Annotated in this window: 12 protein-coding genes and 1 pseudogene; 6 read left to right on the forward strand and 7 right to left on the reverse strand. The window is 36.5% G+C overall.

Annotated features, from left to right (window positions below; genetic code table 11):
* The first annotated feature begins 39 nt into the window (after nt 1-39).
* The 5 genes and pseudogenes from QQJ93_RS11695 to QQJ93_RS11715 all read left to right on the forward strand — a co-directional run bounded on the left by QQJ93_RS11695 (nt 40) and on the right by QQJ93_RS11715 (nt 6691).
* A complete protein-coding gene (locus QQJ93_RS11695) occupies nt 40-1455 on the forward strand; it encodes an aldehyde dehydrogenase family protein (RefSeq protein WP_160117520.1) in 1416 nt (471 codons plus the stop codon).
* 25 nt (nt 1456-1480) lie between these two features.
* Nucleotides 1481-2797 carry an MFS transporter gene (locus QQJ93_RS11700; protein ID WP_089123670.1) on the forward strand — a complete coding sequence of 439 codons (1317 nt, stop codon included), beginning with the start codon at nt 1481-1483 and terminating at the stop codon, nt 2795-2797.
* Nucleotides 2798-2816: 19 nt separating this feature from the next.
* Nucleotides 2817-3992 carry a mandelate racemase/muconate lactonizing enzyme family protein gene (locus tag QQJ93_RS11705; protein WP_089123671.1) on the forward strand — a complete coding sequence of 392 codons (1176 nt, stop codon included), beginning with the start codon at nt 2817-2819 and terminating at the stop codon, nt 3990-3992.
* A 283-nt stretch (nt 3993-4275) separates the two neighbouring features.
* On the forward strand, nt 4276-5718 hold the full coding sequence (gene aldA, locus QQJ93_RS11710) for an aldehyde dehydrogenase (protein WP_089123672.1): 1443 nt from the start codon (nt 4276-4278) through the stop codon (nt 5716-5718).
* Between the two features lie 106 nt (nt 5719-5824).
* A pseudogene (locus tag QQJ93_RS11715) lies at nt 5825-6691 on the forward strand (IS982 family transposase).
* Nucleotides 6692-6830: 139 nt separating this feature from the next.
* Here the strand turns inward: QQJ93_RS11715 and QQJ93_RS11720 are convergent.
* From QQJ93_RS11720 to QQJ93_RS11750, 7 genes are all read right to left on the reverse strand, one after another.
* The gene (locus QQJ93_RS11720) at nt 6831-7328 is read right to left on the reverse strand and encodes a YgjV family protein (protein ID WP_089123673.1); all 498 of its coding nucleotides are present in this window, start codon (nt 7326-7328) and stop codon (nt 6831-6833) included.
* A 179-nt stretch (nt 7329-7507) separates the two neighbouring features.
* Complete coding sequence (locus tag QQJ93_RS11725; RefSeq protein WP_089123674.1) at nt 7508-8131, reverse strand: bifunctional 4-hydroxy-2-oxoglutarate aldolase/2-dehydro-3-deoxy-phosphogluconate aldolase; 624 nt, start codon at nt 8129-8131, stop codon at nt 7508-7510.
* A gap of 11 nt (nt 8132-8142) precedes the next feature.
* Complete coding sequence (kdgK, locus tag QQJ93_RS11730) at nt 8143-9072, reverse strand: 2-dehydro-3-deoxygluconokinase (protein ID WP_089123675.1); 930 nt, start codon at nt 9070-9072, stop codon at nt 8143-8145.
* Nucleotides 9073-9219: 147 nt separating this feature from the next.
* Nucleotides 9220-9666 (reverse strand): NanQ anomerase/TabA/YiaL family protein, encoded by a 447-nt coding sequence (locus tag QQJ93_RS11735; RefSeq protein ID WP_089123676.1) that lies wholly within the window; start codon nt 9664-9666, stop codon nt 9220-9222.
* Nucleotide 9667: 1 nt separating this feature from the next.
* Nucleotides 9668-10675, reverse strand: a complete 1008-nt coding sequence (locus QQJ93_RS11740) for an Ldh family oxidoreductase (RefSeq protein WP_089123677.1) — start codon at nt 10673-10675, stop codon at nt 9668-9670.
* A 12-nt stretch (nt 10676-10687) separates the two neighbouring features.
* On the reverse strand, nt 10688-11704 hold the full coding sequence (locus tag QQJ93_RS11745) for a zinc-binding alcohol dehydrogenase family protein (protein WP_089123678.1): 1017 nt from the start codon (nt 11702-11704) through the stop codon (nt 10688-10690).
* Nucleotides 11704-13140: a mannitol dehydrogenase family protein gene (locus tag QQJ93_RS11750; protein ID WP_089123679.1), complete on the reverse strand. Its 1437-nt coding sequence runs from the start codon at nt 13138-13140 to the stop codon at nt 11704-11706. Before QQJ93_RS11750 ends, QQJ93_RS11745 begins: the two co-directional genes overlap by 1 nt.
* 360 nt (nt 13141-13500) lie before the next feature.
* Between QQJ93_RS11750 and QQJ93_RS11755 the strand changes: the two genes are divergently transcribed.
* On the forward strand, nt 13501-14592 hold the full coding sequence (locus QQJ93_RS11755; protein ID WP_089123680.1) for a mandelate racemase/muconate lactonizing enzyme family protein: 1092 nt from the start codon (nt 13501-13503) through the stop codon (nt 14590-14592).
* Nucleotides 14593-14650 lie beyond the last annotated feature (58 nt).

A 14650-nucleotide genomic window follows, 5' to 3' on the forward strand; every position in this document is an offset into this window, starting at 1 on the left:
AATAATACTTAATCCACTTTCTACTAAATGGAATTTTCTATGTCCCCATATTTGTATATTAATGGCCAGTTAGTTAATAGCCACCAACAAAAGACAATATTTAATCCAGCTACTGATGAAAAAATATCATCTATTTATATCGCTGATAAAACCATTGCAGATCAAGCTTTAAATTGTGCTAAAGATGCAGAGTTTAATTGGGGGAGATTATCCATAAACAAACGTATAATTTGGATGAGAAAACTAAGATCTGAGTTTATTAAACAAGAGGAGTATTTAAGAAATTGTGTCCACCAAGAAACAGGGAAAACCTGGAAAGATACATTAGAAGATTTTCAATTATTAATCGACAGCATGGAATTTTATTCCAAAATATCCTCAGATTATTTAGCAACGGAGACTGTTATAGATGATACACATTCACATGCTATTATCAAAATACCTGTTGGGACCTGTATTGCTTATTTAGCTTGGAATTTTCCTTTGCTTAATATTGGCTATAAACTGGCACCAGCAATGGCAAGTGGATGCCCAATAATCATTAAGCCATCAATCCAAACCCCTCTGTCAGCTTATGCTGTAGGAGAAATATGTCATTCAATAGGGTTACCTAAAGGCGCGGTACAAATTCTTGCTGGTGATGATATAGAACTAGGAAATCATATGTCATCTTCAACTATTCCAGCGATGCTGACATTGATCGGCTCTACCAATACAGGTTTAAAAGTCATTGAAAAAAGTACAACTTCAATTAAACACTTTTCAATGGAGCTAGGTGGTGATGCACCATTTATTATTCTTGATGATGCCAACCAAGAACTTGCTGCAGATATTTTACACAGCATAAAATTTACCAATGCTGGTCAAACTTGTGTTTCAGCAAATAGAGTTTTTGTCGCAGACTCTATCTTAGAGAGTTTTATAGAAAAAGTTTTACAACGACTCAATACTATTAAATTAGGTTGGCATAGAGATAGCGATGCAACTATGGGGGCTCTTATTAATAAAACAGCAAGAAATCGCATTCATGAACTTGTTGTTGATGCTTTAAATAAGGGGGCAACATGCCTATCTGGGGGGGATTTTTCACCAGAAGAAACAGGATCTTTTTACCCTCCAACTTTATTAGTAAACGTGACAGCTGACATGAAAATTTACCAACAAGAAATTTTCGGTCCTGTTATTGCTATATCTTCTTTTAAGAACATACAAGAAGCCATTAATAAAGCTAACATGACCAAATCTGGCCTAGCCTCTTATATATTTACAAATGATAGTTCAATTCAAAAAGTAATGACTGATGAATTAGACTTTGGTGAAGTTCATGTAAATGGGATTAAATATTCTATTGAACTTCCTCATACAGGAATAAAACAATCAGGCATAGGTTGTGATTGTTCTAAATATTCTTTAAACGATTTTACTGCTCTAAAAAGAATTAGTACCCCTTTATAATAAAATATTAACTTGAGGTCTTACAATGTTAACCAACAATACATCTAGTCTCCAAAATCGGAGTAAAACGACTAAAAAACGATATTTCATCGTGTTCTTACTCTTTATCACTGTCATTATTAATTATCTAGATCGTGCCAACCTTTCTATTGCAGCTCCTGAAATGATGAAAGAACTAGGCATCACAAATCAAGAATTAGGTTGGATATTTTCAGCTTGGGGTTGGGCTTATGCTGCTTTGCAAGTTCCGTGTGGCTGGCTAGTTGATCGCTATAAACCCAAAGTATTATTAACCATTTTCCTTGGATTATGGTCGATAGCAACGTTTGCCATAGGATCTGCACATACATTCTTTGTGATCGCTGGCCTTCGCTTCATTGTTGGTATGCTAGAAGCCCCTAGTTACCCAATTAATAATCGCGTAGTCACCGCTTGGGTACCTGAGAGTGAAAGAGCATCTTCGATTGCCATATATACATCAGGCCAATTTATTGGGCTTGCATTACTGACTCCTGTATTAGCCTGGATTATGACACACTGGGGCTGGTCCGCTGTATTTGAAGTTACAGGGGGCATTGGTCTTATTTGGGCAGTAGTCTGGTACTTCAAATATGATGAACCTACTGATTATAAAGGTATATCGGAAGCAGAACTAAAACTTCTAAAAGATAATGGAGCGGAACCAGAATTAGGCAATAATGTTGATAGCAGCTCAAACGATTTCTTTAAAGACTTTCTGTTTCTGATTACCCGAAGAAAATTCATCGGTGTGTGCATCGGTCAATTTGCCCTTGGTAACGCAACCATATTCTTCCTCACATGGTTCCCTACTTACCTCGTCGAGTACCATGGAATGGACTTTATTAAAGCAGGGTTCATGGCTTCACTACCCTTCCTATGTGGCTGTATCGGGGTATTATCTTCAGGTTTCTTCTCTGATTACTTATTACGCAAAGGGTGTTCGTTAGCAACTTCCAGAAAGACTCCTATTATCTCTGGCTTGATTTTAACATCTGCCATTATTGGTGCTGAGTTCTTCCAAGATCCACTAGCTGTAACAGTTTTTATGTCTATTGCTTTCTTTGCTACTGGCTTAGCATCCATTACTTGGTCATTAGTTTCTTCTATCGCGCCAAAACGTTTGATAGGTTTAACTGGTGGTACGTTTAATCTAGTTGGAGGAATATCGGCAATCGTTGGCCCAGTGGTAATTGGTTACTTATCAGCTGGATCCGACAGCTTTATGGCCCCTCTCATCTATATTTCCAGTGTCAGTATTATCGGTGCTCTCTCTTACATACTTATTGTGGGGAAAGTTGAACGTATTGAAGATTATAAATAGTTAATAAGTGGTATATAAAATGAAAATTTCAGACATTAAAACTTATATAGTTCAATCCGGTATTCGTGATTTTTTAATTGTTAAAATTGAAACCGATGAAGGCATCTTTGGCTGGGGTGAATCAGGCTTTTCAAGCCGAGAAAGAGTCGTCGTCGAAATGGTGAAATCTTTGGCAAAAAGCCTTATCGGACAAGATCCTATGAATATTGGCCGAATTTGGCAAGAGTGCTATCGTTCACATTACTTTGAAGGGAGTAGAGTAACAACAGCCGCTATCTCCGCTATAGATATTGCTTTACATGATATCAAAGGAAAAGCTCTTGGGGTTCCTGTCTATCAATTACTAGGTGGAAAACAAAGAAATCAAGTTAAAGCATTTGCCACCGTTCCTAATTGTGACACCGAAAAAGATGCCATTCAGATGGCATTAAAGTTCAAAGAATTAGGATGGGACTGCATTCGCTTTGTTGCTGCTGGCATAGATCATGCTATTCAGAAGAACTGTATGGTCTGGGAGCCAAGAAAATCTATTGCAGAAACAATTTCTTTGCTTATCAATGCTCGTGAACAACTGGGGAATGAGATTATTATTGGTCTAGAATATCATTCTCGCCTCAGCGTTGCAGAAGCCGCTAGCTTCTGTCAAAAATTACCACAAGGTACATTAGACTTCGTTGAAGAAATTATTCGTGATGAAACGCCCGAAGCCTATCAAGCATTACGTCAATTAACTGACATCCCTTTTGCTATAGGGGAAGAATTTTCATCTAAGTGGCAATTTTTACCTTATATTGAAAATGATATTCTGCAATTTAACCGACTAGATATTTGTAATGTAGGAGGCTTCACTGAAGCACTAAAAGTTGCCGGTTGGAGTGAAGCTCATTATATAGATTTGCTATTGCATAACCCACTAGGCCCAATATGCACTGCCGCATCTATTCACTTAGCCGCAGCTATACCTAACTTCAGTCATATTGAATGTAGCGCCTCACCATTAAATAATAGTGTTTATGGCTATAAAGACTCTGACATCTTCACCTTACAGCCTAAGTTAATTACAAATGCTTACGAAGTTCCTGAACAGCCCGGGTTAGGCATTGAAGTTAACGAGGACAAGTTAATGTCAGCCAGCATTGCTGACTGGGAAGCTCCTCATATTTATCGTACTGATGGAAGCGTACAAAACTGGTAACTATTACTCAAGAAGTGGTATGCATTAATAACTAATTCATTTGTCCTTATTGTTATATGTAGTCGTCTATCGCGACCTTTTTCTAAGTTAGTTTGTACTAGTTTTACTCAATCAATTTTTTGGTGTTTCAATCTGCATAGTGAAAATGCCATGATCTGGAACGGTAAGATCAATGAAATTGGATATAGTTTACAAACTGGTGATCTAGTGATTATTCTGAATTTGGTAAACCAATTATTTCGTCACTGTAGTGACATCAATATTTAATTAATGGGAATGTTGTATGAAATGTTATCAGATGTACGTTGATGGGCAATGGATCAACGCGAAAAACGGTAAACTTGATCAAGTATTAAACCCGTCAACGGAAGAAATCATAGCACAAATTCAAGATGGTGATGCAAACGATGCTGAGTTTGTACTATCAGTGGCTAAGAAAGCCCAAGACAGTTGGAAGCGTAGACCTGCTCGTGAACGTGCAGAACTTTTACGCAAGTTTGCACAAGAAATCCGCAATCAACGTGAATTTTTAGCTGAATTGTTAGTTAAAGAACAAGGTAAGTTGTATAAAGTTGCTTTAAGCGAAGTCAATGTAGCTGCTTCATTCATTGACTATGCTTGTGATTGGGCACGCCAAATGGATGGTGACATTGTCCAGTCTGATAATGCAAATGAGCATATTTGGATTCAAAAAATCCCTCGAGGTGTGGTGGTTGCAATTACAGCTTGGAACTTTCCATTGGCTTTAGCAGGTCGCAAGATTGGTCCTGCTTTAGTAGCAGGTAATTCTATAGTCGTAAAACCGACGTCTGAAACGCCTTTAGCTACTTTGGAACTTGGCTACATTGCTGAAAAAGTGGGCATTCCTGCTGGTGTTTTAAACATAGTCACTGGTGGTGGAGCTAGTCTTGGCGGAGCTTTAACTGCGAACCCTATCACCAATATGGTGACGATGACGGGTAGTACACCAGTTGGTCAACAAATTATCAAGGCCTCAGCAAACAACATGGCCCATGTTCAGTTAGAGCTGGGTGGTAAAGCGCCATTTATTGTGATGGATGATGCAGATCTTGAGCAAGCTGCGGCTGCGGCATTACATTCACGCTTTGATAACTGTGGTCAAGTTTGTACTTGTAATGAACGCATGTATGTTCATAACAGTATTTATGATGATTTTATGTATATTTTTATGGAAAAAGTGAAAGCGATTAAAGTGGGTTGCCCAATGCTTGCAGATTCAGATATGGGTCCTAAAGTTAATGCTCGTGAGCTTGAACACATGGAAAAACTAGTTGGTCAGGCCCTAGAAGAGGGAGCAACGCTGGCCCATGGCGGTAAACGTTTAACTGAGGGAAAATTTGAGCGTGGTTATTGGTTTGAACCAACGGTTTTAACTAATGTTAAACAAAATATGACAATTGTGCATGAAGAAGCTTTTGGCCCGATTTTACCCGTGATTAAATTTGACACTTTCGAAGAAGTGATTGGTTATGCTAATGATAGTGAATACGGCCTAGCAACCATGATTTTTACGCAAAATATTAAAAATGTGCACCGCTTAACTCATGAACTTGAGTGTGGTGAAATCTACGTAAACCGAGGACATGGAGAACAACATCAAGGTTTCCACAATGGTTATAAGCTAAGTGGCACAGGTGGGGAAGATGGTAAGTATGGCTTTGAGCAATACTTAGAAAAGAAAACTTTCTATGTGAATTTTGGTTAGCCATCACTAAGCTCTAATTAACCTGAGCTGCGGATAAGAAATGAACTAAATGCCCAAGTCGCGATCAGATCGTTTGTCGAGAACTATCAATCGCAAGGACTTGGGCATGATTAATTTAGAAGCTATTTATACTGATGTCGATGATTTTTGTTTACTTTTTATTCCTCAATGGGAAGCCCACTTAATTGAATCAGGGCTTAAGCAACGAAGAAGGCCTTCTAAGTTAAGCGAAGTGATGACGATTGTCATCAGTCTGGATACCGTGATTTCAAAACTTCTATATAAATCATGTCATTAAATATTGGAATAAATATTTTCCCTCCCTCGTAAGCTACACAAGAATGCTCAAATTACTGCAATCTGTACTTGTGCCGTTAAGCTCTTTTCTTACTCAAAGGAAATCAAAACCGACTGGTATCGCCTTTATTGATTCAACAAAACTACAAGTTTGTCATAACTTACGAATCCCTCGACATCAGGTTTTTGACGGCATTGCTGAACGAGGACATGGAAGTATGGGATGGTTTTATGGATTCAAATTACACCTCATCATTAATGATGAAGGTGGCATTCTCGCAGTTAAAGTTACTGCAGGTAATGTTGATGATAGAACTCCTGTCAGTGATATGTGCAGAGATTTATGGGGAAATCTCTACGGAGATAAGGGCTATGTATCTGCAAAGTTGCATAATGAATTAGCTCAAAAGGATATTAATTTTATCACTGGCTCTAGGAAAAACATGAAACCCAAAGCTATGAAACTATGGGATAAGTTAATGTTACGAAAGCGCTTTATTATTGAAACCGTGTTTGACCAATTAAAAAACATCTCCCAGATAGAGCATACTAGGCACAGAAGCTGTATTAGCTTTATGGTAAATTTAATCGCAGGATTAATTGCTTATAGTTTTCAAGAAAAAAGCCGAGTATTAAAGTTACTCGGCTAGAAAAGCAATTTCTTATGCAGATCTGAGGTTAATTAATTTATAGCGACCGGAAGCCTAATTGGTTTCCGTTTTTTTGCTTTAAGCATTGGCTTAAGTAAGACAAACTCTTTTGATGGTGCTAATACTGTGGCATTATGTTCAATAAAGTACTGTCTAGTTTTTTGATTATCCGCAATCTCTATTTATCCTTATAATTGTTAATATGTTAATAATAATTGTAAATGACTCTAACAGAACACCGCCTATAGAACCGACCCAAAAATTATTAATTAGCCATACGATTGACCCCAACATTAAACCAAAGCGCATCATAATCCCGGTAAAGAAAAATAAAGCGACTGTACTAATCACCGTTGATAAAATAGGTAACCAGTCCATTAGTGATTCTGCAACGAAAAACCCAACAAAAACTGATACAACAATAAAGAACAGCGCTACATATTTCGATAATATTTTTAAGGAAATTAAAGTTCTAACTGTTGAAATAGCAGCCATTAGACATGCAGTATAAGAATCTAACATTATATAATGAACAGACCTAAAAGCAGTAGAAGTAGCCATTAATACTTTAAGAGAAACATCCTTTTTTTGGTAGAAACTAAACAACCCAAAGAACAAACTACAGTAGCCAAGAATTTGTGCAATATTAAAAATCTCAGTCATAAGGTCGTATGTCCTTTATAATTATAGCTCTCAATACAGATAGAGTGTCTAAACTGCATTGTAAAAATTAGTAAGATTACACCTACTACCATAGAAGTATTATGAAACACTATTATAATACAATAAAGGTTTTAAATTGGATCAATTTAAAACCTTTATACATTCATTAATCAATTACTTTATCGTAAAATACTTGATACACCCTTAACCAAACTGGCAAGTTCATCCCATTGATTATTATCAATTAAGTCATTCGGAACCATCCAGGTACCACCACATGCGAAAACTTTAGGAATAGACAGATAATCATGAATATTTTTAGGTGTTACACCACCAGTTGGCATGAATGTCACAGGATAAACTGCGGTTAAGGCCTTTAACATATTAACTCCACCAGATGGTTCTGCAGGGAAAAACTTCAATGTTTTTAACCCTAACTCCATTGCTTCCTCAACTAAACTAGGGTTATTAACACCAGGTATAATCTCAATACCACGTTGTTGGCAATATTTTACAATCGTAGGATTCAATCCTGGACTCACAATAAAATCAACACCAGCATCAATTGCAAGATCCACTTGTTTTTTATTTAAAACAGTACCTGCACCAATCAGCATTGAGGGAAAAGCATCTCGCATATTTTTCATTGCTAATGCGGCATCTTCAGTTCTAAATGTAACTTCAGCACAAGGTAAGCCGTTATCAATTAAAATCTCTGCTAATTTTACAGCTTTAGTAGCATCTTTTATAGCAATAACAGGAATCACTTTAATTTCTGATAATTGCTTACATAAATTAATCATTGCTCGTGTCCTTATAATAATGGCATAGCATTCGTAGGAATAATTGCACCAGGATATTGAATAACAGTTCCTGCTAGTAAATGGCCTGCAAGCGCTGATTCTTGTGGTGTTCCCCCGGTTAAACGCTTAGCTAAATACCCTGCACTAAAAGAATCTCCCGCGGCTGTAGTATCAACGACAGACAATATTAGATTTGCAGGAACTTCAATAAAATCTTCATCCTGTGTAACAACAAAGCAAGCTTCTGCACCACGTTTCACTACAATTTCACCAACCCCTAATTGCTGAGTCCGTTCTATTGATTGTTGTTCATTAGTATCACCATAAAGTGACTCTTCATCATCATAAGTCAAAAATGCAATATCAGTTAATGAAAGAATTCTTTCATAAACTTCTTGAGTTTGTAATTTAGATACCCATAGTGTTGGTCGATAATTATTATCAAAAGCAATTTTTCCATCGCCTTTTTTATATATAGTTAAAGCTTCAAATAAAATATCTAAGCAATCTTCCGGCAAGATCGCTAAACTTATCCCACTTAAATATAAGAAATCTGATTGCGATAATAAGTTTGCTAGCTTTTCAGGTGTATACTCTCTGATCCAAAATCTAGCAGCCGCATCATTACGCCAATAATAGAAGCTTCTTTCTCCATCTGGTGATGTTTCTATTGCATACATACCGGGCAATTTTGTATCAGAAATATAAATAGATGACGTTGTTATTCCTTCTTTTTTCCACGAATCAATCATACTACGACTAAATGGGTCTCTTCCCATACCTGTTAAATAATTAATATTCACATTTAAGTCTTTAGTCTGACGAGCAAGATACAAAGCTGTATTCAAGGTATCTCCTCCAAAACTTTGTTTATAGAGTTCACCTGATTTTTGTAACTCGACCATACACTCACCAATGACCGCAACACTTTTAACTTTCATAATTATCTCACTTTTTAACCATAATAATTTACATTCAACTTTATCGACGTTCTTGATTAATACTTAATTAAAATAAAAAAAGCACCTGAATTTCAAAGTATAACGAAATCACAAGGTGCTTATTGATAGGTTATTACCCCCTGAAAATTAATTAATTGGGACTTTAACAATTGCTTTTTTAATCTTCAACGTGTCATTAACTTTACATAATGGGCGGTGTAATTCTCTTGGTGGGAAAATTGCGAACTCATTAGAAGAAAGTTCAATAAAGTTTTCAGAACTTACCTCATCAATAAAAGCAACATCATTTTTTAATTTATGATCAGTCTCTGGTTTTTGTAGCGAGTGACCAATGATTTCTTTGCCTTCTAACAATATTTGAACATCCATATATTTATCATGGTATTCACATTTACAATCACTTAATGGCTTCGTTTCAGCATAAGTGATAATCACAAATGATTCTGGCATTGATAATTCAATTTTACCCATTTCACCTTTATCAGCCAAAGCCATAGCTTCTTCAATTAAAGCCACAATAGGTTGATCAACACATTGTAATAATTCTAAACGCTCTACACTTCCACTAATCATATTAACTCACCAAATAATCGTAAACACCAGGGGCAACTGGAATACCATTTTCATCACAATCTTTAGCATATTGTACTTGAGGATCATTCGGAGCTAACACGCTTTCTCGACCAGGAACAGGTTTTACCGCTCTTAGCTCGGTCACCATCTGTAACATCATAGTTGCAAATAAAGCATTACCTAATTTATTCGGATCAATAACAATAACAAGAGAGGCAAGTTTACGCATTTTATCGTAATCGCCGTACATACGAACGATATGATTTGAGAAGTTTGCTCCCATTAATACACCAGTTAAAGCATCGATAGACAAGGCAATACCAGAACCTTTATGCCCACCAAATGGCAAAAGATTTTCCACTTTATTAGGATCTGTTGTCTCATTCCCATCTTTATCAATTGCTAAGCCAGTACCAATTTTGGAACCTGTTTCTTTTGCATGTAATAGCTTGCCAAATGCTGTAGCACTTGTGGCAAAGTCAACAATCATCGGCTCCGAGCCTTCAACAGGAAAACCAAATGCAAGTGGGTTGGTGCCCAAGAAGCGCTCTGCACCACCATATGGTGCAACACATGTGTCTGTTTGTGTCATGGCAATGGCAATCAGACCTTGAGATGTAGCTTGCTCTACAAAGTAAGAAAGAGCTCCACAATGTGATGTATTCTTTACACTAACAAAGCCAACACCAGTTTCTTTTGCTAATTCGATACCGTGATCAGTAGCGGCAATTAAAGCTGAATGCCCCATTCCATCATCAGAATCAAATATAGCAACAGACGGTGAAATTTGTTCAATAAAGAAATTTGGGGCTTTATTTAATCCACCTGCATTCAATCGTGTACAGTAATGCTCTACTCGCATCACACCATGTGAATGTACTCCTGTACGGTCAGCATGAATCAGCACATCCGCTACTTCATCGCACGTTTTTTCATCTAAACCTGCATTGCTTAATTTTGAAATTACCAGTGATTTTAAGCGGATTGCATCTATACGTTTCATTGACATTTTATTATCCTCTTAAAAATTAATTACGCCTTTAATCATTTCTTTATTATTTACAACTTCAGTGCTATAAATATTACCAATCGTTTCGAAATCAAAGGATTTATTAATCATCATATCTGCGGATATTTTTTTATCAGCCATTAGGCCCAACACAGTTTCAAAATCATCAATGGTTGCATTTCGACTACTTAGTAATGTTGTTTCTTTTTTATGGAACGTTGGATCATCTAACTCTAAATTACCAATATATAAACCAATGAAAACAATCTTTCCACCATGTCTAATCAATTCAACCGATTTAGACATTGAGTGTTTATTACCCGTTGCATCCATTACCGTATCAGCAAGAACACCACCAAACATTTCACTTAAATTATCAACGTAATTATCTTCCATTGGGTTAATCGATTTAACTCCAACACTTGTTTCAATATGAGCTCTACGAGAAGCATCAATATCAGCCACGACTACATTTGCGCCTTCAGCCTTTGCAATGGCAGCTGCGGCTAAACCAATAGGACCAGCACCAACAACAAGTACATTTTCATCGTTTTTAATATCTGCACGACGCGATGCATGTGCACTAATTGCAAAACACTCGACTACTGAAGCAGCTGAAGAATCAACACCTTTTGGAACTTTCACTAAGTTGTTTTCTTTTACTGCAAGATATTCTGAAAACCCACCATCTTGGTGTACACCATAAAGAGAAACACTTTCACAACAATTCGTTCTGCCATCATGACAGGCAGGGCATTCGCCACAAGGTACACAAGGAATCACAACATAACGTTCACCTTGTTCAATCTTTGAACATTCCTCACCTAAATGCGCTGCAGTACCGCAAATCTCGTGCCCTAAAACGCGCGGATAGCTAAAGAATGGTTGATTACCTGTGTATGCATGAATATCAGTTCCGCAAATGCCAACAGAGTTAATTTTTAGCAAGACCTCATCAGGAGCTGCTTTTGGTTGACTACGTTCTACATATTCAATTTTATTTGGCTCAGTTAAGATAAGTGTTTTCATTATTTTGTCTCCAATAAAGTATTTAATAAGCCTTCCGCACCACTTTCTTCAATAGTCATAAACATATTACGGATGACTTCCAACAACTCATTATTTTCAATTAAAGATTTAGGGAAAATATCTTCTAAATTAATCAATTTATTAAACTTTTCCTCTGCACTTTGCGCATCATTTAATGTCAATTTTATTTTTTCTTGTAATGGATCAATAAATTTTTCATTTTGGGAAACATATTGCATCCAAGCCGCAATCATTGCTGGTGTATATTTGGCTATTTTCCCACGATTAAATAATTCAAGAATTGGTTCAATTCCTCTCTGTACTATTTTTTGAGAGCTATCTTGAATAATCTGTGCTGTCATATGACGTACATTTTCATTACTAAAACGATGCAGCAATAAATCAGCGTATTTTTCCAAATTCTCATTTAATTTTGGAGATAAAGATGCAGCTTGATCTTCAATCATCATTTTTCTTACAACTGCCCGCAATTTGGAATGCTGCATTGTTTCGAAAATATAAGTAATTCCCATCAATTGACTCATGCATGAAAGAAACGTATGAGAACCATTAAGCATCCTTAGTTTCATTTCTTCGTAAATAGCAACATCATTCGTAAATGTCGCACCAGCTAAGTGCCAGTCTGGTTTTTCACCTACAAATTGATCTTCAATAACCCATTGACGAAACTCTTCACAAACAATACCAGTCAAATCTCTTCTACCCGTTTCTGATTCAATTAAATCTAATGATTCTTCAGTAATAGCGGGAACAATACGGTCAACCATACTTGATGGGAATTTGACTTCATCTCTTATAAATTTAGCTAACTCAGGGTCTAATTCCGTCGAGAAATCCATAATAGCATCAGCTAATAAAACGCCATTTTCAGAAATATTGTCACACGATAGAATAGTAAATGGCTTTAAGCCCAATTCCCTTCTACGCTTAATTGCAAGCGTCAACAGACCAATAGCTGATTTTGGTGTATCAATGCTATTCAAATCATATTGAATCAACTCATTCTGCATATCTAGCTTTCTAGTTTGCATGTTGGCACAATAACCTTTTTCAGTAATAGTTAACGTAACCACATTAACTGAGCTTTGACATAACATATCAATTGCAGGTTGAATACCCTCTTTCGGTGCATGAACTGCTTCCGTAATAGTTCTAACAAGACGAGAAGTAGTTTGTTCAGCACTCGTTTCAACGACTGTAAAATTATTCGAATAATCAATCATGTAATCAGTTATAGTGGAATCACCAAATAAATTAATTTCACCAATACCCCAAGTCGCTTTACCATCTTGAGCAAGTTTTTCATTCATTAAATCGTTATAAACTGCTTGATGCCCACGATGAAATGCACCGAATCCAATATGGACAATCCGAGTATCCATTTCACTTTTGTCATACGTTGTTTGTAAAATCATTTTCAAGCCTTCATTATCAATGACCAATGCATAATTTATACACCTGTGGAGCACAAATTTCCACACAAAAACCAACCAAAATATATAAATTGGTAAACCAAAAAACTCAACGCAAGTCAAGGCACTGATTTTTAAGTGAAAAATAAAAAAACAAGTTATCAGGAATTATGAAGTTTGTGATCAAACACTAACAATCATTGGTTTTTTGGTTGACCGAAAATAAAGGTAAGAGTAAATTCCAACTATTAAAGTTACCATTTGATAAAAGTTTCTCTTGCTTGCCTTTTGTTTCTGTTCTTCATGAAAAGGTCAACCAATTAATCACTTATGAACAAAATACATTATTTAAAAGGGTAATAAATGAATACTCACATTAAACGTATTGATACCAAGCTCTTTCATGTTCCTTTAGCAGAAGTTTTAACTGATGCTAAACATGGAGATCACACTCACTTCGAATTAATCACCACAACCATCACATTAGAAGACGGCTCTCAAGGTACCGGTTATACCTATACTGGTGGAAAAGGCGGATTTGCGATAAAAGCGATGATCGATCATGATTTAGCTGAAATATTAAAAGGTAAAGATGCATGCAATATTGAAGATATCTTTGATTTTATGGAATGGCATTTACATTATGTTGGTCGTGGGGGAGTAGCATCATTTGCAGTCTCAGCTATCGATATTGCTTTATGGGACTTAAAAGGCAAGAGAGAAAATCTACCTTTATGGAAAATGGCGGGAGGTAAGGACAATACTTGTAAAGCATACTGTGGAGGGATTGACCTTGCCTTCCCGTTACCTAAATTATTAAACAGCATTCAAGGCTATCTAGATTCAGGCTTTAATGCAGTTAAAATAAAAATTGGTCAAAAAGATCTCAATGCAGACATTGCTCGTATTAAAGCAGTACGCGAGTTAATTGGTCCCGACATTACTTTTATGATAGATGCCAACTATTCATTAAGCGTCAAAGATGCTATTTGGTTATCTAAACAAGTTGAGCAATATGATATCACTTGGTTTGAAGAGCCAACTCTTCCTGATAACTATAAAGGCTTTGCTGAAATTGCAGACAATACTTCAATCCCACTCGCAATGGGGGAAAATTTACATACCATTCATGAATTCGGATACGCTGTTGAACAAGCAAAACTTGGATATTGCCAACCAGATGCTTCAAATTGCTGTGGTATCACGGGTTGGTTGCAAGCAGCAGACCTTTTAACTCAACATAAAATTCCAGTTTGTAGCCATGGAATGCAAGAGTTACATGTTAGCTTAGTATCCGCTTACGAGAAAGGCTGGCTAGAAGTTCATAGCTTTCCAATTGACCAATACACAACTCGTCCTTTAGTTGTAAATAACTTTAGAGCAGTCGCATCTGATGAGCCTGGAATTGGCGTCACTTTTGATTGGGGTAAGCTCAACGAATATGAAGTTAAATAATTGATGAACACAATGCCGAAACTCATTATATTTCGGCATTACCATCCTCAAAAACCCA

Source organism: Vibrio algivorus, assembly GCF_030161215.1.
Lineage (GTDB): Bacteria > Pseudomonadota > Gammaproteobacteria > Enterobacterales > Vibrionaceae > Vibrio > Vibrio algivorus.

What these genes read in the sequence shown, in the direction of transcription:
- kdgK (WP_089123675.1), bottom strand. Translation starts at nt 9,072, where the DNA reads ATGAAAGTTAAAAGTGTTGCGGTCATTGGTGAGTGTATGGTCGAGTTA.
- QQJ93_RS11705 (WP_089123671.1), top strand. Translation starts at nt 2,817, where the DNA reads ATGAAAATTTCAGACATTAAAACTTATATAGTTCAATCCGGTATTCGT.
- QQJ93_RS11735 (WP_089123676.1), bottom strand. Translation starts at nt 9,666, where the DNA reads ATGATTAGTGGAAGTGTAGAGCGTTTAGAATTATTACAATGTGTTGAT.
- QQJ93_RS11755 (WP_089123680.1), top strand. Translation starts at nt 13,501, where the DNA reads ATGAATACTCACATTAAACGTATTGATACCAAGCTCTTTCATGTTCCT.
- QQJ93_RS11725 (WP_089123674.1), bottom strand. Translation starts at nt 8,131, where the DNA reads ATGATTAATTTATGTAAGCAATTATCAGAAATTAAAGTGATTCCTGTT.
- QQJ93_RS11700 (WP_089123670.1), top strand. Translation starts at nt 1,481, where the DNA reads ATGTTAACCAACAATACATCTAGTCTCCAAAATCGGAGTAAAACGACT.
- QQJ93_RS11720 (WP_089123673.1), bottom strand. Translation starts at nt 7,328, where the DNA reads ATGACTGAGATTTTTAATATTGCACAAATTCTTGGCTACTGTAGTTTG.
- QQJ93_RS11745 (WP_089123678.1), bottom strand. Translation starts at nt 11,704, where the DNA reads ATGAAAACACTTATCTTAACTGAGCCAAATAAAATTGAATATGTAGAA.
- aldA (WP_089123672.1), top strand. Translation starts at nt 4,276, where the DNA reads ATGAAATGTTATCAGATGTACGTTGATGGGCAATGGATCAACGCGAAA.
- QQJ93_RS11750 (WP_089123679.1), bottom strand. Translation starts at nt 13,140, where the DNA reads ATGATTTTACAAACAACGTATGACAAAAGTGAAATGGATACTCGGATT.
- QQJ93_RS11695 (WP_160117520.1), top strand. Translation starts at nt 40, where the DNA reads ATGTCCCCATATTTGTATATTAATGGCCAGTTAGTTAATAGCCACCAA.
- QQJ93_RS11740 (WP_089123677.1), bottom strand. Translation starts at nt 10,675, where the DNA reads ATGTCAATGAAACGTATAGATGCAATCCGCTTAAAATCACTGGTAATT.